Origin of the sequence: Ornithinibacillus bavariensis (assembly GCF_018333235.1) — a bacterium.
GTDB classification, from domain to species: Bacteria; Bacillota; Bacilli; order Bacillales; family Amphibacillaceae; genus Ornithinibacillus; species Ornithinibacillus bavariensis.
The window spans coordinates 34,268-54,847 of the sequence record NZ_BORP01000005.1; the positions used below are offsets into that span (position 1 = coordinate 34,268).

Below are 20,580 nucleotides of genomic sequence, written 5' to 3' on the forward strand. Positions count from 1 at the left end.
CAAAAAGGCTCCGCACGTATGAATGCAGAGCTTTTCCTTCAACTAACTTATCTAACCTCATAAGAAAAAGAAATATGGTCTTGAATCGGAATCCAAGCACCGATACCTTGTTTGGTTACATTTTTTATCACTAATGTAGTTTTAGTCCCTTTCAACTGAATGTAAACCTCTCCAAATGTTACTTTTCCTTTTTCGTTAACTGCAGGAGCAAACGCGTGTAATAATCCGTATTTTTGTGGTTGAACCCCATAGGAATTTTCCTTTTTTGTTCCATTTCCAATGGTTGTATTATAGGATAGGGGGAGCTTTGTTTTTTGCTTTGCTGCCATAATTATCATTTGCTTTACATCGTCTGGATTCGCTATTTTGTTGGTTAGGGCACCTTTTATATTTTTCTGTTCTTGTTGAATATAGTTAATTTTTTGTACTTCTCCACCACCAATATTATTTAGCTCATTAACATTAATTTTTTGATATTCCCAGTTAATATTGGTATCGTCTGATTCATAATTTAGTGGCCATCTTCCTAAAAAAACCATGCCACGATATCCAAAGGCAATTGGAGATGGATTTAAAGTTGTTTCATTGAGCATTTTAATTAAATTTGGATTGGAAATCTTTACTTTTGAGGTATCTATTAATTCTTGTGAAAGCTCACTAGGCTCGATAACCTCTTCATCCTCGGTAGAATTAGGGAAGGTATTTTCCTTTGCAATATCTAATACATGGCTAGGAATATCGAATTTATTCGTTTTTGCCTCTTTTTCCTTAGCAACAGCAGGTAAAGGAAATTGTAATGCAATGAAAATCGTAATTAATGCTATGATGTATTTATTATTCATCTGCCCATTCCTCTCTTTTTGCCTTAGTTTTTTCGAGCACAAATTTTTTATACATAAATAATAGAAAAGTCGGCATGGGCGTACTACACATCACTTAATCTGTTCATTTATTTTATCATCAGGGGGAACAAGCATGATATTAGATCGTTTTCGCTTTTGGATTTTAACATTACTTGTTACAATATCAGGAATGTCACAGGGTATGCTAATGCCACTATTAGCCATCATTCTTGAACAGGCTGGTATCTCATCTTCTATAAATGGGTTACATGCCACAGGTCTCTATATCGGTGTCTTACTCGCTTCGCCATTTATGGAAAAACCGATGCACAAGTATGGCTTTAAACCAATAATCGTAATAGGTGGACTAGTTGTTATCGTCTCTCTTGCCATTTTCCCTATATGGGAATCACTTTGGTTTTGGTTTATTCTCCGCGTTACAATCGGTATAGGCGATAATATGTTACATTTTGGAACACAGACATGGATAACAACTACTGCAGATAAAAACTCTCGTGGTAGAAGCATTTCCATTTACGGCATGTCGTTTGGACTCGGATTTGCAATTGGTCCATTGTTAACACGACTAATAGAATTCCATGAATCCCTACCCTTTATTGTTTCAGCTGCACTTAGTACATTAGTATGGTTACTAATGTTATTCGTTCGAAACAAATGGCCAAAAAATACTGTGGATACAATCTCTACCACAAAGGATAGCTCTATGAGACGATTTATCCAAACGACCAAAATAGCGTGGATTGCCCTTTTACCACCACTTGCCTATGGCTTTTTAGAAGCAACATTGCATGCTACCTTTCCTATTTATGGACTGCGAATTGGTCATAATGTTGACGTGCTCTCACTAATTATTCCATGTTTTGCCGCTGGAAGTTTAGTTTCCCAGCTGCCATTAGGAATTCTTAGTGACAAATATGGCAGAAGACATATTTTACTCGTTATTATTTCTTTAGGTCTATGCTGTTTTTTCGCTGCAGCATTGCTTGAGACATCTTCTGTCTCCTTATTTATCTTATTTTCCTTAGCAGGGGTTTTCGTTGGATCACTTTATTCATTGGGAATATCCTATATGACAGACTTGTTACCAACAGCATTACTACCTGCTGGTAATCTTTTATGCAGTATTGCCTTTAGTGTAGGAAGTCTAGGTGGACCTTATCTAGGCGGACTATTTATCGAGCTTTTTCCTGGAGTTTCATTCTTTTATGTAATAGCTTTTGTATTAGCGATAATAGTAGCCTTAATGCTATTTAAAGGGGATAAGAATGCAGAGATGCTTCCCCTTTAACTTCTTGGTTTTGGAAATGTAAAACAGGAGACCTCATCAGATCTCCTGTTTTACATATTTATTAAACCTTTTTTCCAATCGTTCCTGCAAAAATGCAATTCCAATCCCTATCGGCCAATAAATTAGTGCCACCATAATGTACATTGTCATCGCATCAAAGGTACGTCCAGCTACGATTTGTGCCTTTTGAAAAAGTTCTGGTACAGTAATAATGGCTGCAAGTGATGTTGACAGCATTATACTCAAGAAAACATTCGCCAATGGTGGTATAGCTATTCGAATCGCCTGTGGGAGAATAATAATCCTAAGTGCCTGCCAGTATCCGATGTTCAGTGCTTTAGCTGCTTCCCACTGGCCTTTATCCACACTACTTAATGCTGCTCGATAAATCTCAGCAATATAAGCCGCACTATTTAAACCAAAAGCAATAGAAGCAGCTAGAAACGCAGTAAGCTTAATTCCAATAATCGGTAAGCCATAATAGATAAGAAACAAAAACACAATAATCGGTGTACTTCTCATAAATGAAATATACAGCCGTGATGGCCATCTTAGAACAAGCTTAGCTGATCCTCTTGCCAAAGCTATGAAAAATCCTAATACCAAACCAACTAACATTCCAATGACTGCTAATAGAATTGTTACAGGAACACCCTGCAATAAGAATGGTAAACTCTCCCACGCTAATTCTGCATCAAACAAATTGTTTAATTGTACGCGATCTATTTCAAACATACGATCACCTTAGTCAATACCCTCAATTTCAATTACTTCTTCTTCAGGTTCCTTCGAGACGTCTAATCCCCCGAAGAACTCACCAGAGATTTTCGTTAAGGTACCATCCTCTTTCATATCGGCTATTACTTCATCTATCTTCTTTAAAAGCACTTTAGCCTCTTTTGAAACGACTACATTATTTGTTGTTGGATGAAAGCGCAGGTCCGGATGTAGCGTAATATTGAACTCAGGAAATGCAGTAATCGCAAGTTTTTGTAAATAGTAATCATTTATTACTACGTCTGTTCGCCCATTATGAACATCACGAAGATAAGCATCATTCGTCACATTACCATATGTAACAACCTCAGCATCAAATTTTCTAGCAATATCACTATAAACTGTAGTTGCCGCACCTCCAGCTTTTTTCCCTTTTAAATCTTCTAATGTATGAATTCCTGATAAATCATCTGCCCTTACAATCATCGTTGCAAATGAATATTTAATCGGTTCAGAAAAACCAAATTTATCTCGACTTGCCTCACGTGGACCTGCTTGGATCATATCAACACGTCCACTCTGCAATGCAGAAAGCATCGCATCAAAAGCCATCGTCTCGAATTTAACGTCAACCCCTAAACGTTTACCAATTTCACGAGCAACTTCTACATCATATCCAGTCAGCTCCTCTGATCCTTCTGGATAATAAGATGCTGGAAATAATGTCCCAGCTGTCCCTACAACAATCTCGCCAGATTCTTGGATTGATGCCCAAATTTTATCTTCTGTTTTTTCTTCCGTATCGTTCCCACATGCTGATAAGAGCAGAAAAATACTAGATAAGATGGTTAACCAAATAATTTTTTTCACAATAACTCCCCCTATTTAACCTGTTACACATTTTCAACAATTCTGATTGTAACAGTATATATCATTCATAGCAATATAATTACTCACAGAGAAAAAGCTGTATTCGCATTATTATTAGGTGAAATGTAACAATATGAAGGTTAGACTGAAAAATTGACATTACTAGTATTCATGTTAAACTGTAATAAATATTACATTATAATAATTATAATTTAGGTAGGTGTATATCATCTTAGGAGGGGAAAATATTGCATTTACTTTCAAGACATAAGTTAGATGAACGTTTATTTACAAAATCCAAGGTAGCATTTTGGGAAAAAGTATTTTCTAATCTAGAATTAATTGCTGCTTTCATAAGTGGGGCAATCATACTAATTACATGGCTTTCAAAAGATCATCTTTCGGATACCACGTGGGTTATATTACATCTATTTGCATTTGCTATTGGCGGATATGCAAAAGCAAAGGAAGGAATTACCGAAACAGTAAAAAATAAAGAAGTAAATGTAGAATTGCTTATGATTTTCGCTGCTATCGGTTCAACTATTATTGGTTATTGGACAGAAGGAGCCATACTGATATTTATTTTCGCTTTGTCTGGTGCACTAGAGACATATACTACAAATAAGAGCAATAAAGAAATTTCTGCACTTCTAAAATTACAGCCGGAAACAGCTTCTGTGATTAAAAATGGTTCAGAACAAATAGTTCCAGTAGAAGAATTAGTAATAGGAGATAAAATTCTCGTGCGTGCCGGGGAGAGAATCCCTGCTGATGGGATGATAATAAAGGGCACTACATCAATAGATGAAAGTGCGATTACCGGTGAATCCATACCAGTTTTAAAAGAAAGAAACGAACAAGTCCTAGCTGGAACAGTTTCGATCGATGGGACCATCACAATTGAAATTACAAAACAAGCCAATGATACCATGTTCCAGAAGATTATTAATCTAGTCCAATCCGCACAAGAAGAAAAATCCCCTTCTCAACAATTTATAGATAAGTTCGAAGGGACATATGTAAAAGTTGTTCTTGTTGTGTTTTTGATTATGCTATTCTTACCTTACCTTTTATTTGATTGGTCCTTAGAAGACAGTATTTATCGAGCAATCATTCTTCTAGTGGTTGCATCACCCTGTGCATTAGTTGCTTCGATTATGCCAGCAACTTTATCTGCTATTTCAAATGGTGCTAGGAGTGGTGTACTATTTAAAGGCGGCATACACATAGAAAATCTTAGTCAGATCAAGGCTATTGCATTTGACAAAACAGGTACCTTAACAACTGGAAAACTAGCCGTAACAGATTATTACATTACACCTGATATGGATCAAAATACTATCATTGGAATTACTGGTGAAATTGAAAATGGGTCTTCACATCCGGTTGCCAATGCTATCTCCTCTTTCAGTATAAATAATAGTTTGAAAGGAGATTGGGAAATTTCGAATATAAAGACCGTTAGCGGTAATGGTGTAGAAGCATGTGTAGATGGTCAGCTATGGAAGATTGGCAAAGCTAATTATGTAGGCATTGAGCTGGCAGAAGCCTTTCATGGCGGAATAATGAGGAAGCACCAAAGTGAAGGAAAAACCATTGTTTTCGTAAAAGCAAATGAAAAAATAGTAGCACTATATGCCTTAAAGGACTCTATACGAGAAGATGCTAAAGAATTAATTCATAATCTAAATAAGCTTGGTGTAGAGACAGTTATGTTAACAGGGGATAATGAATTAACTGCTAAAGAAATCGCTGAGGAATCTGGTATTACACATTATATTGCTAATTGCCTCCCCGAAGAAAAGGTAACACATATAAAAAAACTTAAAGAAACATATGAGAATGTAGCAATGGTTGGTGATGGAATAAATGATGCTCCAGCATTGGCTACAGCTAATCTCGGTATTGCAATGGGAGAAGGAACTGATGTTGCATTAGAAACTGCTGACATTATTCTCATGAAAAGTGATCTAGCCAAGATTACTAAAGCTATAAAGCTTTCTAGTAGAATGAACCAAATCATCAAACAAAATGTATTCTTCTCCATTAGTGTTATCGCTATCTTGATTCTATCCAACTACTTTCAAGCCTTGGATTTACCACTTGGAGTAATAGGTCACGAAGGTAGTACTATCCTTGTAATCCTAAATGGGTTACGGCTATTAAAATAAGCTCCTTGGGGTTATCCCCTAGGAGCTTTATTACATTTTGATAAGTGTTGCATTTATAATTCCACCAACAATTACAATAAATGCTGATATATAAAACCATATCATCAACGATATTACTGCCCCTAAACTTCCATACATGGTTGAATAATGCGCTAGATTAGCTACATAATAGGAGAAAACATAGGAAGTTAATTGCCATGCTATGGTAGAAAAAAGCGATCCCCAAAATACATCTTTAAAACGTACTTTCGCATTTGGGGCAAAGCGATATAGAAAAAGAAATACGATAAAAAACACAATTGATGTAAATACCCATCTGAGCATTTCCCACACTGTTACAAAGTCGTCGGATAAACCAAAAAACGAGAATAAATAAATCCCGATCATTTTTCCTAGGACAGGAAGCAAAATAGCAAGAAACAATATACCAACCATTGCAATCGTAAATACTACTGCTATAAACCTAGAAAAAATAAATGAACGATTCTCTTCAACCTCGTAAGCACTATTTAATACCCTCATAATTGCATTAATCCCATTTGAAGCTACCCATAATGTACCAATTATTCCTATCGACAACAGATGACCATTTTGTTGCTCAACCAATTGCTGGACGTTTTCCTCAATCAATTGCATCGAATCTCGTGGAGCCACTGATGATAGCATTAAGGTCAAGATATCAGTATTTATAGGAAGATACCCAAGCAATGTCACCAATACAACTAGTAAGGGGAAAAGAGATAATAGAAAAAAATAAGCTAACTGTGCAGATAATCCAAATGCTTGTTCCTCGTATATTCGCCCAATTAGCTTGTTTAAGAAAGCTTTTGCCTTTTGCAAGCCATCCCCTCCCAACTAACATTATCCCTCTATTCTTTTTGGTTTTGACAATTTTTCTAATGAGTTTTCAACTTGTTCAAGTGCATTCATAGCATTTTGCGCTTGGTAACTGAAGCTTTCACTAAATTCTTCTACCGCAATTCTTGCATTACGAATCCCTTGTGTTGGATTATGAATAAAGTTAGATGACTTATCTCTAATTATTCTTAATTTATGCTTTGAATAATTTCTAGTCTCCCAGTCACATAGCGCTACAACTCCACCCACTGCTGCACCAATAACCATACCAGTGATTAATCTTCTCTTTCCCATCTGTTCGTTCGCTCCTTTTTATTAGATGTTATGGTTGTCCCGAATATACGAAAGTAAATGCCCACATCCTTTTGAAACTAACTCATAAGTATAGTCAAAATCTCCCGTATAATAAGGATCTGGAATATTTTCTTCCTTCGCTTCTGGTACGAATTCCATCAATTTTGCTATCCTGACATGACCATCGTCCGAATTAATTTGATATAGGTCTTTTATATTTTGGTCATCCATCGCAATAATATAATCAAAATCATCCCAATCCTGTTTTGACACCTGTCTCGCTTTCAAGCCAGCATAGTTTATATGATATTTATCTAAAATTTTTCTTGTTCCCTCATGAGGTGGTTCTCCAACATGCCAGTTCCCAATTCCACCAGAATCTACTTTAATTGCATTGGATAAATTATTCCTATTTACAAGGTCACGAAATATCGCCTCTGCCATTGGCGAACGGCAAATATTTCCTAGGCAAACAAATAATACATGAATCATCTATTATTCCACCTTTCAACTCCTATTATAATCCTATAATTACCATTGTTTAAATGAAAAGTATGAAAAATAGAATCTATTGTCTTTATCTGTCAAACAAGTCATTTTCTAAGAAATCTTTTATACATATGATATAGATAAAAGAATTATTAAAAAGGGAGGGATAAATGATGCAGGCTGTAATAAATAATATTAGTAATTTTGTATGGGGACCACCAATGTTGATTCTGATTGTAGGGACAGGTATCTATTTAACTCTACGTCTAGGATTTCTACAAATTCGCACCCTTCCATATGCACTACGACTCGCTTTTAGCCCTAAACGTCAGGATAAAAAGTCAAAAGGAGATATTAGTCACTATCAAGCACTTACTACTGCAATGGCGGCAACAATCGGTACAGGAAATATTGTTGGAGTTGCAACGGCTGTTGTACTAGGGGGGCCAGGAGCAGTTTTTTGGATGTGGATTACTGCATTATTCGGTATGGCAACAAAGTATGCTGAGGCTATACTTGCTGTCAAATACCGAGTAGAAAATAGTAAGGGTGAAATGTCTGGTGGTCCGATGTATTACTTAGAAAGAGGGTTAAATGCCAAATGGTTAGGAATATTATTTGCTCTATTTGGTGCTGTCGCAGCATTTGGTATTGGAAATATGGTCCAATCCAACTCCGTATCCGATGCTTTGGAGAGCTCATTTAATATTCCAACATGGGCAACTGGAATTGCTCTCACTATATTAGCTGGCTTAGTTATCATTGGTGGAATTAAAAGTATCGGAAAGGTGACAGCATTCTTTGTACCAATAATGGCATTATTTTATGTCATCGGTGGTCTTATCATTATCTTCATGAATCTTTCAATTGTTCCGGATGCTATTGCTCTTATATTTACAGACGCCTTTTCCGCTAGTGCTGTAGGTGGTGGAATTCTCGGTACTGTTATCCGTTATGGAGTTGCACGTGGAGTTTTCTCAAATGAAGCAGGTTTAGGCTCAGCACCAATAGCGGCAGCAGCTGCAAAAACGGACTACCCTGGCAGACAGGCCTTAGTATCCATGACACAAGTATTTATCGATACTATTATTGTGTGTTCTATCACAGGAATAACCATTGTTATGGCTGGCTTAGCTGATAGCGGCCTTGAGGGTGGCCCATTAACCATGGCTTCCTTTGAACTTTTCCTAGGAGAAACTGGAGCACATATCGTTACAATTGGTATCGTGTTATTCGCTTTCTCAACGATTGTCGGCTGGTCTTATTATGGAGAAAAATGCTTTGCTTATCTATTTAATAACGATAAAGTAGTTCCAATTTATCGTGTACTCTTCGTTCTAGCTGTTCTCTATGGTTCTATCGAAACACTTGACTTAGTCTGGGGAATCTCTGATGTCATGAACGCATTAATGGCAGTGCCTAACTTAATCGGAATTCTAGGATTAACGGGTGTGGTCGTATACGAAACCAAGAAATTCCTAGAGGTTGCCAAAAAGGAAAAAGAGCAAGAACGAATAAGTAATACGTAATAAATATAAAGGAAGAATTTAGAAAAGCATTCGTCAACCTGCTTGTTGGCGGATGCCTTTTAAGTTTCAAAGTACACTAATAAATTCTCACTTTAACTAATCCTCAAGTAATATCCCTGCTATTCTTAAAGCCTCACATGCCTCATCAAGAATTAATTCATTCTCCGCTTCAATGGTATGTAAGTGTACACCTTCTGTAAGCTGGGAAAGAAGCGATGCACCTGTGTTATTCAGTTCATCAAGAAAAGTATTAACATCTTTTCTATTTTTCAGCATCAATGATCCTGTGATATCGCCATAAATAGGATGTTCTACCATGACATTTCGTATTACAACTCCATGATCAACTAATATATACAGCTCCTCTGCTGTCTGTTCGGCTGTGTGCTTTACTACTATTACTCTAGAAGCATGCTGTTCATAATTATTTTCCCGCAAGTAAATATATCCTCTGGCAGTCGCTATAATTGGCTCACCTGTTGCTTTTAATAGAGAAATATCCTGAACAATGACCTGACGACTTACATTGGTTCGCTCTGATATCTCCTTTCCAGTTAGGGGCTCACTTTCTTCCTTTAACCACGATAGTATTAGTTTCCGCCTATTTTCCCCTAAAATCTTATTCGTTTCCCCACTCATTCTCTATTAACCTCCACATCAAAATTTTATCAGGAATAGTGCTAAATGTTATTTCTATTATAGCTAACTTTCTTAGACAAAGCATTTGAGGAGATAAAAAAATCAATTGCAAATTAGAGCTATTTGTGTAAATATATGTGTAAAGACATATGTAAACATTATTTTGTATTAGTATGGGGTTTACAACTTGTGGAGGAGATAAGAAATGGAGAAAAGAAAATCAAATTGGTTTTGGGGAATAGTTATTAGTTTCACCATCCTATTAGCCTATATCGTACCATACACTATTCTTTCCAAAGTACACGCCTGGAATGGTAGCTTCCTATACTGGACTATAACAGGCATTATTATCATCATAGCGAATTTATTTATCACTAGAGGCTGGAGGGATTAGCTTGAATACTAGTCTTGTTATTTGGGGTATTGTTATTTATACCATTGTTGCTTCTCTGATTGCGATTTTATCAAGAAAAGGGAATCTACCTGGGATGTCGGGCTATTTTATAGGAAATCGTAAAATGAACGGAATTCTGTCCGCACTTAGCTATAGTGCTACAACCTATAGTGCATTTATGATGGTAGGACTTGCAGGGCTAACCTATCAAGGGGGTGTAGGGGCATTAGGCTTTGAAATTGTTTATTTTACAGGGGTTTCACTCATTTTGATCTTCGGGCCAAGATTTTGGTTAATAGGAAAGAAAAATGGCTATGTTACACCTTCAGAAATGGTTGGAGATCGTTATAAGAGCAAGGCTGTTGCCGCTGTAATTGCACTCGTTAGCTGCTTGTTTTTAATTCCGTATAGTGCAGTTCAGCTTGCAGGAGTCGGCTACCTACTCCAAGGAATGACCAATAATTCTATTCCATTTACTGTTGGAGTTATTATTGCTGTTATCTTAGCATTGTTCTTTTCCTATACTGCTGGTATCCGCTCTGTTGTTTGGACTGATTCATTACAGGCAATATTTATGATTATTACCTCAACACTAGTAGTCATTCTAATTGTTCATTCATTAGGAGGGTTTACTCAATTCTTTGAGAATATTCAAGCTACAAAGCCTGAGTCTCTATCGGTTCCAGGAAATGGCTACTTTAGCTTCATTACATTTCTTAGCTTAACCATACCATGGTTCTTCTTTAGCATATCAAATCCACAGGTTAGCCAACGGATGTTTATGCCAAACTCCTTTAAGGGGTTACGTCAGATGCTAATTGGGTTTCTAATATTTGGACTCATTTATACGTTAGTTTCCGTTTTATGGGGATTCTCAGCTTTACAGCTTTATCCTGATTTAGACAATGCAGACCTAGCAACGCCTAGCTTATTATCTTCTAGTGTCGTCCCACCACTATTAGGTGTTATCGTTATGGTAGGTATCCTAGCAGCAGCTGTATCAACCATTGACTCTATTATGTTAACCTTATCTTCCATGTTTGCTCGGGACGTATATGGAAATATGAAAAGTCGACCAGATGATAGCAAACAATTAAAGGTAGGAAAGATAGTCATTCCAGTAATTGCTATCCTGGCATATGCCTTTGCCGAATTAGAATTAAATTTGATAGCTGTATTATCCGTAGCAGCTTCCTCTGGATTAATTGTCGCCGTTCCTGCAACAATAGGAGCTTTTTTCTGGAAAAGAGGTACTGCACCTGCTGTCCTTTCAAGTGTATTAGTCAGTGCGTTCTTAGTATTGTTCTTGGAAGCGACTGGCACTAAACCATTCGGACTTGGATCAGGGATTTGGGGGCTTCTCGTATCAACACTCTTATTTATAGGGGTTAGTCTCTTCACCAAGGCTCCAAAGGAAAAAGCAGAGGAATTTATTTCTATAATGAAAAATTATCATCGAAAAGTTAGCACGAACAAAAATGGATGAAAAATATTAATAATATAAATACGCCAAAAGAGCCTGTAAGTATATCTCACAGGCTCTTTATTAGATTATATACCGAAGTAGAATCAGAATTTGTCGCTATATATTAGAAAACTAATTCGCTAAAGGCGCAATACAAGCTTCATCATTATTCTTAGCAGTATTAACATAGTTTGAAACATTATAAGCTGCAAATTTTTCTGGTTCTAGGTTAAAGAGAAATTCATGTGCTTTATTAGGTTCCATCACTTCTGGTGCAATCCATTCATCCTCCTTATTCTTCGGAAGGATAATTGGCATTCGATGATGTATCTCCTTCATAAAAGGATTTGCTTCACGTGTTAATATCGTGCAAGTAAACAAGTCCTTTCCATCATGGCTCCACCTATCCCACAAACCTGCAAAAGTAAAAAGCTTTCGGTCCGTTAAGTGGATGCGCTTAGGTTGTTTCGTATCCCCTATTCGTTGCCATTCATAAAAGCTATCAGCTACTATTAAACAACGCTTACGCTTCATAAGATTTTTAAAGCTAGGCTTTTGATGTGCAGATTCACTTCTGGCATTAATCATTTTATAGCCAATCCTGTCATCTGTTGCGAATGAAGGAACAAGCCCCCAGCGTAAATATCCTGCTCGCTTCGCTTTTCCATCGTTAATAATAGCTAACACTTTTTGACCTGGAGCAATATTAAAGCTAGGCTGATAATCATCAATCTCTTGTTGAATTCCATACTCCTCTAAAATTTCTAGCTCATCTGCTAAAAGCGTGTACCTCCCACACATGAAAATACCTCCTTCAACATAGCTATTAGAAAACACTTAAATCCCACTGAGAGGCAATATGCTTCAGTAGCTTTATACCTGCTATACTGTTCCCTCTATCTTCTAATGCCGGTCCATAAACTCCAATTCCACAACCTTCTATAAAAGGAAGGTATCTCTCTCTTACCCTTGGTGGTGCTACCGCCATGATTCCACCAGAGACCCCACTTTTTGCAGGGATTCCAACATAGGTAGCAAATTTTCCTGATGCATCATACATACCGCAGGTTAGCATTAAGGCTTTTACAATTCGAGCTATTTGTCGTGGAATGATTTCTCCCTCACCAAAGGGATCCCTTCCATCATTGGCAAGTATTAAACCAATCCTTGCTAAGTCATCAACCGTTATTTCAATGGAGCATTGCTTAAAATAAGTCTCTAATGTTAATTCAAGATTAGACTCCAAAAATCCTGTCTCCACTAAATAATAACCAATTGCCCTATTTCTAGCCGAAGACTCCTCCTCTGATTCAAATACAGCCTGATTTATAGTAGGGCGATAGCCAATCATTTTTTCCAATAGCTTTAAAATCGGTTCTAGTTTTTCCATTGCCGTCTTACCATTTAACATTGATGTAACGGTTAATGCACCTGCATTCACAAAAGGATTTAACGGTTTATCAATGCTTTTCATTTCCAAGTGCATGATAGAATTAAATGCCTCCCCGGTCGGTTCAACGTCAACCCGGTCAAGAACATAACCAATCCCCTTTTCCATACAGGCCACCATAAAACTAATTACTTTAGAAATGCTTTGGATTGTAAACGGAATATCCGTATCACCTGATTTAACAATCATGCCATTCTTTCCATGAATAGAAATTCCAAGATGGTTTGGATTTGCTTTTGCCAAAATTGGAATATAGGATGCTACTTGTCCCTCTTTTGTATGCTTTCGATAAAAATCAACCCAATCATCTACATATCCTTGCAACCAGTCTTTGTCTGCCTTTGTGCTCCAATTCACAGTACCCTGAACCATCTATTTCACCTCAAAAAACTATTCGACAAAAATCATCTGCTAACAGTAGTATGTATCGTAATTCTCTATATATCAACTAAATTAACTAACATTTTCCGTTACAAAAAAAACAGCGGGCTGGAACTATAAGCCTCACTGCTCTTAGAATAGATAAAACTAGTGTGTGTGAATTACAATATCCTCATTAGAGGCATCCTCATTACTAAGCACATCGTTCAGTGGTAATGCGGATTGAACAATTCCTTGAAGCTTTGCAGCTAATTCAGCACTTTTTAATGATATAAATTGTTCTGGTAAAATCGGTTTATGAATAGTCATGTAGATGGTTGTACCCTTTACACGTCCATTCTCTTCCTCTAGCATTTTATAAGTTCCATTTATTGTAACAGGCACAATCGGCACTTTAGCTTTAGTTGCTAGACGTAAACTACCTGGTTTAAATTCATTAAGCTTCGTCCCTCTACTTCGCGTACCTTCAGGAAAAATAACAATGGAATGACCATTTTTCAAATTTTCAATCCCTTGATTAATAGCGTTCATTGATTGACGCCGATCAGATCGGTCAATAAAAACACACTGAAGCAGCTCCATCCAGGTACTAATAATTGGTAGTTTTTTTATCTCTTTTTTAGCAATGAATCCAACCGGTCTTCCAAGATGTCCTAAAATGGCTAATATATCAAATAACCCTTGATGGTTTGCTACATATAGAACTGGCCCATCAGGAATATTTTCTCTTCCTGTAACATGAACATTTGTGCCTGATTTCTGAATTACCTTTTGCGAAACACGCATCGGTGTCTCAAAAATTTTTCTACGTGTTTCATCTGTGCTAGGTTGTTGAATGAATCGCTTCGCTTGTTTTAAATTGAATAGACTTCCAATAACTAATAGAATCGCATATGTATAAATCCAAAACGTAAATAACATCGCTGTCCCCTCCATTGTTCATTATACTAAGAACCTAGCAATGTTAAAAGTTTCGAGTGAACTAAAAATTATGCCAGAGGACTGTAATTAAATTCCCCAAATTAAGCTGAGAAAGACAATCCCTTTTATTCTTAGACATAAACTAACATGTATTTTTCACCATATTTTTCCTCTTCTATTACATTCGGAAAAAAATGTAAAGCAATTGAAACTTGAGTTTGTCTCCAGAATATCTTATTTTAGTATAGTAGCTATTTTTATATAAAACATTAGAAAGCCAATAATTGCTAATAATGTTAAATATATTGCAGATAATAAATTTATCTGACCTTATAACACCCATAAATTTATTGTCGAATAAGAAAGTTATAATACACAAACATTATTCGTCATCACTGGAGGATTTTATTATGTTTTCAAATGCAGAAATTGGAATTGATCTTGGAACTGCTAATATACTTATTTATTCCAAAAACAAAGGAATTATTTTAAACGAGCCATCTGTCGTAGCCATAGACATAAACACAAAACAGGTAGTTGCTGTTGGTGCTGATGCAAAAGAGATGATAGGTAAGACCCCAAGAAACATTGTCCCTATCCGACCATTAAAAGACGGTGTTATTGCCGATTATGATATTACTGCACAAATGCTAAAGGCTTTTCTTAAAAAAGTAAGTAAAACACTAGGCATGTCAATGCGTAAACCAAATGTAGTTGTATGCACACCATCTGGAAGCACAACTGTTGAACGAAGAGCAATCCATAATGCCGTGACAAGCTATGGTGCAAAACAGGTTCATTTGATTGAAGAACCAGTAGCAGCAGCTATTGGTGCTGATTTGCCAGTGGATGAACCAATCGCTAACGTTATTGTTGATATCGGCGGAGGTACCGCAGAGATTGGGATAATTTCTCTAGGTGGAGTAGTTTCCTCAAGCTCGGTTCGTGTTGGTGGAGACAAGATGGACGACGAAATTATTCAATACATCCGTAAAAAATATAATATTTTAATTGGTGAACGTACTGCAGAAAATGTAAAAATTGAAATTGCTTATGCACATCCAAATCATAAAGAAGAGTTTGTTGATGTACGTGGTCGTGATATGGTAACAGGTTTACCAAAAACCGTAACGATTTCATCAAAAGAAGTATACCAAGCTATTAAAGAGTCCCTAGAGCAAATACTACAGGCTATTCATGTTACGCTTGAAAATTGCCCACCAGAACTAAGCGGTGATATTGTTGATCGTGGAATTGTTATTACTGGTGGAGGTTCCTTATTAAAGGGTATGCAAGAATGGCTTGCAACCGAGTTATCCGTCCCAGTTCATATTGCACCAAACCCACTTGAATCAGTTGCAATTGGTACAGGTAAAGCAATTAAAATGATAGCAAAGCTTGAGAAAGCTGCAAAATAAAACGGGAGTTCTCTCCTGTTTTATTTTTTATGATTACTAAAATTTTTGTTATTTTTATACAATTTTCCTATTATATTTCCGTAGCTTGGTGTTGTTTTCTGATATCAGTATTGTAATCCCCAACATTTAATTTATGATTACAATTTTGAATGACAACGAAAACGAAAGCTAGCCTTCCTTTAAATTGAAAAAATTCCTCTAACACTATTTACAAATTTTTCAGAATACATTAAACTGAAACTAATGAGTCGTGTAAAGCGCTTACAAATCAATGCGACATGACTGTTTATACAATTACTACTAGTATCAAAATAACTGCCTAGCTTGTTCACAGTTCATCTCCTGACCTGTTTCAACAAGCCTAAAGCCAGTTCATCATGATACAGCTTCCTTGCTGTGTTCATTTTGAGATTGGCTTTTTTTGTTTGTTAAAATGTAACATCACATGGACAAATTAGAAAGGAGTGAAGTCGTGACGGGAGCTTTAAGTAAAATAAGAGTACTTGACTTATCCCGTGTTCTTGCAGGACCTTACTGCACGATGATCCTAGGTGATCTAGGTGCTGAAGTGGTAAAAGTAGAAGCACCCGGTGGAAGTGATGAGACACGATTCTGGGGGCCACCTTTTCAGAATGGTATAAGTGCCTATTATTTGTGTGCTAATCGTAATAAGAAAAATATCACACTTAACTTAAAGTCCACAGAGGGAATTGATACAATTAAGAGCTTAATTCAGGAGTCTGACGTCATTATTCATAATTTTAAAACGGGAACCATGGAGCGTTTTGGAATTGATTACGAATCATTAGAAAAACTAAACCCTGGTATCGTGTACTGCTCCATTACTGGCTTTGGTGAAACTGGCCCGTATAAAGAGTTACCTGGCTATGATTTTATCATTCAAGCCATGAGTGGGCTAATGAGTATTACTGGTGATGAACATTCCGGTCCCCAAAAGGTAGGGGTCGCAATTACAGATATTTTGACTGGAATGTATGCAGCAATCGGTATCCAAGCAGCATTGCTTGAACGAGAAAAGTCAGGACGAGGTCAAAAACTGGATATTTCTCTATATGACTCTGCTGTGAGCGCATTAGTCAATATTGGAAGTAATTATTTAATGGCTCAAAAAGTCCCATCTCGACTTGGTAATCAGCATGCCAATATTGTTCCCTACCAAACTTTTGAAACAATGGATGGACATATGGTGATTGCTATTGGAAATGACAATCAATTCAAAGCTTTTTGTACTATTCTAGGAAAAGAACAATATAGTGAAGATGAGCGTTTTAAGACAAATCCAAAGCGTGTAGAAAATCGGGATACGATTGTTCCACTAATCCAAAAAGTTTTACTGACAAAACCAACTAGCTACTGGCTAGACAGATGCCATGAACACAATATTCCATGTGGACCAATTCAAAATTTACAAGAAGTTACGGATGACCCTCAGTTACACGCACGGGAAATGTTTTGGGAAATGGAACACCCAACTGCTGGCGTTATAAAGATGATTGGAAGTCCGTTAAAACTATCTCGAACACCAGTTACATTAAGGCATCATCCCCCAAACCCTGGAGAGCACAATGATGAACTTTTAGATTCTCTTAAAGTGAACAAGGAGAAGTGAGTAAAATGGCTCCAAATAATAAATTGACTGATTCTGAACAAGTGGTTGAATTTATGAACAATCTGGAACATCCTTTTAAAGAGGAAATTATTGCAGTAAGAAAAATAATTTTAGCAACGAACAACAGAATCACCGAAAAAATAAAATGGAATGCACCAAGTTTCTGTGTGAATGGTGATGATAAGATAACATTCAATCTTCGTGGAAAAGGATTTTTTCGATTAATATTTCATTGTGGGGCAAAAGTAAAGGAAGTCCCACATAGGCAACCCCTCATTAACGATGAAGGCGGTTTATTAGAATGGGCCAGTTCAGATAGAGCAATATTGAAATTTACTGACATGAATGATGTGATATCGAAAGAAAATTATTTGAAAGAAATTATTAATAAATGGATTGATGCAACAGAAAGTTATCCAAATTAAATAGGAGTGAATACAAATGAATTTTAATTTTTCAGAAGAACAAAACTTGTTACGTCAAACGGTAAGAAGTTTCGTAGATAAAGAGGTTATGCCATATATCGCAGAATGGGATCGCCAAGGGCAATTTGACCCAACTATTTATAACAAACTTGCAGACTTAGGATTTATGGGAGTTTGCATTCCTGAAGAATATGGTGGAAGTGGAATGGATTATAACTCTTTAGCGATTGTGTGTGAAGAGCTTGAACGTGGGGATACAGCATTTCGAACTGCTGTTTCGGTTCATACAGGATTAAATTCTATGACTCTATTACAATGGGGAACAGAAGAACAAAAACAAAAGTATCTGACACCTCAAGCAAAAGGAGAAAAAATTGGCGCCTTCGGTTTAACTGAGCCGGGAGCTGGTTCTGATGTAGCTTCTCTTCAATCGACTGCAGTGCGAAATGGGGATTATTATATTTTAAATGGGCAAAAAACATGGATTTCACTTTGTGATGTTGCTGATCACTTCCTAGTTTTTGCTTATACAGATAAATCGAAAAAGCATCACGGTATTTCTGCATTCATTGTGGAAAGAACCTGGGAGGGGTTCTCCTCTAAAGCAATTAAGGGGAAGCATGGTATTCGTTCTGGGAATACTGGGGAGCTTTTCTTCGATAATGTAAAAGTACCTGCTGAAAACTTACTAGGGGAAGAAGGTGAAGGCTTTAAGATTGCCATGTCAGCTCTTGACAATGGTAGATTCACCGTTGCGGCTGGTGCAGTTGGGCAAATAATGGCTTGCCTTGAATCGAGTGTGAAATACTGCCATGAACGTGAAACATTTGGAAAACCAATCGGTAAGCATCAGTTAGTACAGCAAATGATTGCAAAGATGGAAGCAGGTCTACAGATGAGTCGACTCCTTGTCTATCGTGCTGGCGAACTGAAAAACGAAGGAAAACGGAATACAAGAGAAACCTCTCTAGCAAAGTGGCAAGCATGTGATTTTGCTAATCAAGCAGCAGATGATGCAATGCAAATTCATGGTGCATACGGTTATTCCGACGAATATCCGGTTGAGCGCTATCTTCGTAATTCTAAAGCACCGGTTATTTATGAAGGAACTAGAGAAATTCATACCATTATGCAGGCAGAGTATGTCCTTGGTTACCGTAAAGATAAACCATTAAATAAAACATTACCAGCCTGGAACCCAGATAAAGAATTAGTGTAAAGTTACATGTAATTATCGCACCTGTAAATTGATAGAACGATACGGGTGCGATATGCTTATTTATAGAAATAAAATACTCTTTAGGGAGGATGAAAATATGATTTCCACATTAACAAAAAGTATTTATATTAATGGGGTTTGGCGTGAGGTAGATGAGGAAAAAACACAAACTGTGTATAATCCTGCTACATTAGAACCAATATCAGCGGTTGCTTATGGAGGGCAGGAGGAAACAAGAGAAGCAATTGAAGCTGCTGCTAATGCCTTTCCACAATGGAGCGAAATGACCGGAAGACAGCGTTCTCGCATTCTATATAAAGCTGCTGAGCTGATGCGTAAAGATGCAAAACGACTAGGAGAAATCCTTACTTCTGAGCAGGGTAAACCTCTTAATGAAGCTATTGGTGAGGTAAAAGGTGCGGCTGGCTTTTTACTTTGGTATGCAGAGGAGGCTTCTCGTGGATATGGTGAATGGATCCCTTCTTCCGTTAAATCAAAACGCATGTTAGTTATACCAAAACCCATTGGTGTTGTAGGCGCCATTACACCATGGAACTTTCCCTCATCGATGATTACTCGTAAATTAGGTCCCGCTCTAGCAGCAGGGTGTACGGCTGTATTAAAGCCTTCACCTGAAACACCGTTATCCGCAATTGAAATTGTTAAAATATTTGAAGAAGCCGGCATGCCTCCTGGAGTCGTGAATCTTGTAACAGGGGATGCACAGGAAATTGGAAAAGAAATGCTAACGAATAAAGAAGTGAAACTTATTACATTTACTGGTTCGACTGCTGTCGGAAAATACTTAATGCGTGAAGCCGCTGACCAGGTAAAAAAAGTATCGCTGGAGCTTGGTGGTCACGCACCAATCATTGCCTTTGAAGATGCCGATCTGGAAAAAGCAACTTCCCTATCTTTAGCAAGTAAATTTCGTAACAATGGGCAAACCTGTATTTGTGCTAACCGCCTTTATGTACATGAATCCATTGCTGATAAATTTACGGCTCTATTAAAAGAAAAGCTGGAAAAAATGAAGGTTGGTAATGGTATGGATGAAGGGGTTGAACTAGGCCCGCTAATTAGTGAACAGGCACGTGAAAAGGTTGAGGCCCATCTTCTCGATGCACTTGAAAAAGGGGCCGAAATTGTGTCTGGTGGAAACAAATGGGAAGGTGAATTAAAAGGTTACTTCTGCCCTCCTACCATTGTTAAAAACGCAACAGATGATATGATTGTAATGAATCAAGAAACATTCGGACCGTTATTCCCAATCCAAACATTTACCGATGAAGACGAAGTAATTCAAAAAGCAAACAATACAGATTATGGTTTAGCTGCTTATATTTTTACGGAGAACACTGCCCGCACATTACGAGTTGCGGAAAAACTAGACTATGGTATGGTTGGTGTAAATGATGTCTTCCCTTCCGTTCCAGAGGCACCATTTGGTGGAATTAAACAGTCTGGTAGTGGTGGTAAAGAAGGTGGTCATCACGGAATGGATGAATTTTTGGAGAGAAAATTGGTATCGATTGCAATTGACTAAGCATAGAAAA

The 20,580-nt window shown here is 37.1% G+C and carries 20 protein-coding genes; 10 read left to right on the forward strand and 10 right to left on the reverse strand.

Annotated elements, in window-relative coordinates; genetic code table 11:
• Positions 1–47 precede the first annotated feature (47 nt).
• Entirely contained in the window at positions 48–842 is a 795-nt protein-coding gene (locus tag KI338_RS12500; protein WP_212921350.1) for a YfkD famly protein, read from the reverse strand.
• Between the two features lie 133 nt (positions 843–975).
• Between KI338_RS12500 and KI338_RS12505 the strand changes: the two genes are divergently transcribed.
• Positions 976–2,151, forward strand: a complete 1,176-nt coding sequence (locus KI338_RS12505; RefSeq protein ID WP_212921351.1) for an MFS transporter — start codon at positions 976–978, stop codon at positions 2,149–2,151.
• Between the two features lie 36 nt (positions 2,152–2,187).
• Here KI338_RS12505 and KI338_RS12510 read toward each other — a convergent pair whose 3' ends face one another.
• Together KI338_RS12510 and KI338_RS12515 are read right to left on the reverse strand one after the other, a co-directional pair.
• On the reverse strand, positions 2,188–2,886 hold the full coding sequence (locus tag KI338_RS12510; RefSeq protein WP_212921352.1) for an amino acid ABC transporter permease: 699 nt from the start codon (positions 2,884–2,886) through the stop codon (positions 2,188–2,190).
• Positions 2,887–2,895: 9 nt separating this feature from the next.
• Positions 2,896–3,738 carry a transporter substrate-binding domain-containing protein gene (locus KI338_RS12515; protein WP_212921353.1) on the reverse strand — a complete coding sequence of 281 codons (843 nt, stop codon included), beginning with the start codon at positions 3,736–3,738 and terminating at the stop codon, positions 2,896–2,898.
• A gap of 248 nt (positions 3,739–3,986) precedes the next feature.
• Between KI338_RS12515 and KI338_RS12520 the strand changes: the two genes are divergently transcribed.
• Positions 3,987–5,912 carry a heavy metal translocating P-type ATPase gene (locus KI338_RS12520; protein ID WP_212921354.1) on the forward strand — a complete coding sequence of 642 codons (1,926 nt, stop codon included), beginning with the start codon at positions 3,987–3,989 and terminating at the stop codon, positions 5,910–5,912.
• A gap of 30 nt (positions 5,913–5,942) precedes the next feature.
• Here the strand turns inward: KI338_RS12520 and KI338_RS12525 are convergent, their stop codons facing one another.
• Genes KI338_RS12525 through KI338_RS12535 form a run of 3 tightly spaced genes read right to left on the reverse strand, consistent with a single transcriptional unit; the run spans position 5,943 to position 7,556 of the window.
• Positions 5,943–6,752, reverse strand: a complete 810-nt coding sequence (locus tag KI338_RS12525) for a YihY/virulence factor BrkB family protein (protein WP_212921355.1) — start codon at positions 6,750–6,752, stop codon at positions 5,943–5,945.
• A 21-nt stretch (positions 6,753–6,773) separates the two neighbouring features.
• Positions 6,774–7,064 (reverse strand): YtxH domain-containing protein, encoded by a 291-nt coding sequence (locus KI338_RS12530; protein ID WP_212921356.1) that lies wholly within the window; start codon positions 7,062–7,064, stop codon positions 6,774–6,776.
• 21 nt (positions 7,065–7,085) lie between these two features.
• Positions 7,086–7,556, reverse strand: a complete 471-nt coding sequence (locus tag KI338_RS12535) for a low molecular weight protein-tyrosine-phosphatase (protein ID WP_212921357.1) — start codon at positions 7,554–7,556, stop codon at positions 7,086–7,088.
• A gap of 170 nt (positions 7,557–7,726) precedes the next feature.
• Between KI338_RS12535 and KI338_RS12540 the strand changes: the two genes are divergently transcribed.
• A complete protein-coding gene (locus KI338_RS12540; protein ID WP_212921578.1) occupies positions 7,727–9,082 on the forward strand; it encodes an alanine/glycine:cation symporter family protein in 1,356 nt (451 codons plus the stop codon).
• A 96-nt stretch (positions 9,083–9,178) separates the two neighbouring features.
• Here KI338_RS12540 and KI338_RS12545 read toward each other — a convergent pair whose 3' ends face one another.
• Positions 9,179–9,721, reverse strand: a complete 543-nt coding sequence (locus KI338_RS12545; RefSeq protein ID WP_212921358.1) for a transcription repressor NadR — start codon at positions 9,719–9,721, stop codon at positions 9,179–9,181.
• 205 nt (positions 9,722–9,926) lie between these two features.
• On the opposite strand from KI338_RS12545, the gene KI338_RS12550 reads away from it, so the two are divergent.
• Both KI338_RS12550 and KI338_RS12555 read left to right on the forward strand, forming a co-directional pair.
• Positions 9,927–10,115 (forward strand): hypothetical protein, encoded by a 189-nt coding sequence (locus tag KI338_RS12550; protein WP_212921359.1) that lies wholly within the window; start codon positions 9,927–9,929, stop codon positions 10,113–10,115.
• 1 nt (position 10,116) lies between these two features.
• The gene (locus KI338_RS12555) at positions 10,117–11,601 is read left to right on the forward strand and encodes a sodium:solute symporter family protein (RefSeq protein WP_212921360.1); all 1,485 of its coding nucleotides are present in this window, start codon (positions 10,117–10,119) and stop codon (positions 11,599–11,601) included.
• Positions 11,602–11,712: 111 nt separating this feature from the next.
• On the opposite strand, the gene KI338_RS12560 is transcribed toward KI338_RS12555, so the two are convergent.
• From KI338_RS12560 to KI338_RS12570, 3 genes are all read right to left on the reverse strand, one after another.
• Positions 11,713–12,381 carry an SOS response-associated peptidase gene (locus tag KI338_RS12560; protein WP_212921361.1) on the reverse strand — a complete coding sequence of 223 codons (669 nt, stop codon included), beginning with the start codon at positions 12,379–12,381 and terminating at the stop codon, positions 11,713–11,715.
• A gap of 25 nt (positions 12,382–12,406) precedes the next feature.
• Positions 12,407–13,402 carry a glutaminase gene (locus KI338_RS12565; RefSeq protein WP_212921362.1) on the reverse strand — a complete coding sequence of 332 codons (996 nt, stop codon included), beginning with the start codon at positions 13,400–13,402 and terminating at the stop codon, positions 12,407–12,409.
• A gap of 156 nt (positions 13,403–13,558) precedes the next feature.
• Positions 13,559–14,332, reverse strand: coding sequence for a lysophospholipid acyltransferase family protein (locus tag KI338_RS12570; RefSeq protein WP_212921363.1), 774 nt, complete (start codon positions 14,330–14,332; stop codon positions 13,559–13,561).
• A 410-nt stretch (positions 14,333–14,742) separates the two neighbouring features.
• On the opposite strand from KI338_RS12570, the gene mreBH reads away from it, so the two are divergent.
• The 5 genes from mreBH (at position 14,743) to KI338_RS12595 (ending at position 20,570) form a co-directional block, all read left to right on the forward strand.
• On the forward strand, positions 14,743–15,750 hold the full coding sequence (gene mreBH, locus KI338_RS12575; RefSeq protein WP_212921364.1) for a rod-share determining protein MreBH: 1,008 nt from the start codon (positions 14,743–14,745) through the stop codon (positions 15,748–15,750).
• A 472-nt stretch (positions 15,751–16,222) separates the two neighbouring features.
• Complete coding sequence (locus KI338_RS12580; RefSeq protein WP_212921365.1) at positions 16,223–17,380, forward strand: CaiB/BaiF CoA transferase family protein; 1,158 nt, start codon at positions 16,223–16,225, stop codon at positions 17,378–17,380.
• Between the two features lie 5 nt (positions 17,381–17,385).
• The gene (locus tag KI338_RS12585; RefSeq protein WP_212921366.1) at positions 17,386–17,805 is read left to right on the forward strand and encodes a DUF1801 domain-containing protein; all 420 of its coding nucleotides are present in this window, start codon (positions 17,386–17,388) and stop codon (positions 17,803–17,805) included.
• Between the two features lie 16 nt (positions 17,806–17,821).
• Complete coding sequence (locus KI338_RS12590) at positions 17,822–19,024, forward strand: acyl-CoA dehydrogenase family protein (RefSeq protein WP_212921367.1); 1,203 nt, start codon at positions 17,822–17,824, stop codon at positions 19,022–19,024.
• A gap of 97 nt (positions 19,025–19,121) precedes the next feature.
• A complete protein-coding gene (locus KI338_RS12595) occupies positions 19,122–20,570 on the forward strand; it encodes an NAD-dependent succinate-semialdehyde dehydrogenase (RefSeq protein WP_212921368.1) in 1,449 nt (482 codons plus the stop codon).
• The last annotated feature ends 10 nt before the right edge of the window (positions 20,571–20,580 follow it).

Excerpts from the sequence above, each read along its gene's own strand:
- KI338_RS12500 (WP_212921350.1), bottom strand. The coding sequence starts at position 842 with ATGAATAATAAATACATCATAGCATTAATTACGATTTTCATTGCATTA.
- KI338_RS12505 (WP_212921351.1), top strand. The coding sequence starts at position 976 with ATGATATTAGATCGTTTTCGCTTTTGGATTTTAACATTACTTGTTACA.
- KI338_RS12510 (WP_212921352.1), bottom strand. The coding sequence starts at position 2,886 with ATGTTTGAAATAGATCGCGTACAATTAAACAATTTGTTTGATGCAGAA.
- KI338_RS12530 (WP_212921356.1), bottom strand. The coding sequence starts at position 7,064 with ATGGGAAAGAGAAGATTAATCACTGGTATGGTTATTGGTGCAGCAGTG.
- KI338_RS12535 (WP_212921357.1), bottom strand. The coding sequence starts at position 7,556 with ATGATTCATGTATTATTTGTTTGCCTAGGAAATATTTGCCGTTCGCCA.
- KI338_RS12540 (WP_212921578.1), top strand. The coding sequence starts at position 7,727 with ATGCAGGCTGTAATAAATAATATTAGTAATTTTGTATGGGGACCACCA.
- KI338_RS12545 (WP_212921358.1), bottom strand. The coding sequence starts at position 9,721 with ATGAGTGGGGAAACGAATAAGATTTTAGGGGAAAATAGGCGGAAACTA.
- KI338_RS12550 (WP_212921359.1), top strand. The coding sequence starts at position 9,927 with ATGGAGAAAAGAAAATCAAATTGGTTTTGGGGAATAGTTATTAGTTTC.
- KI338_RS12560 (WP_212921361.1), bottom strand. The coding sequence starts at position 12,381 with ATGTGTGGGAGGTACACGCTTTTAGCAGATGAGCTAGAAATTTTAGAG.
- KI338_RS12565 (WP_212921362.1), bottom strand. The coding sequence starts at position 13,402 with ATGGTTCAGGGTACTGTGAATTGGAGCACAAAGGCAGACAAAGACTGG.
- KI338_RS12570 (WP_212921363.1), bottom strand. The coding sequence starts at position 14,332 with ATGTTATTTACGTTTTGGATTTATACATATGCGATTCTATTAGTTATT.
- mreBH (WP_212921364.1), top strand. The coding sequence starts at position 14,743 with ATGTTTTCAAATGCAGAAATTGGAATTGATCTTGGAACTGCTAATATA.
- KI338_RS12585 (WP_212921366.1), top strand. The coding sequence starts at position 17,386 with ATGGCTCCAAATAATAAATTGACTGATTCTGAACAAGTGGTTGAATTT.
- KI338_RS12590 (WP_212921367.1), top strand. The coding sequence starts at position 17,822 with ATGAATTTTAATTTTTCAGAAGAACAAAACTTGTTACGTCAAACGGTA.
- KI338_RS12595 (WP_212921368.1), top strand. The coding sequence starts at position 19,122 with ATGATTTCCACATTAACAAAAAGTATTTATATTAATGGGGTTTGGCGT.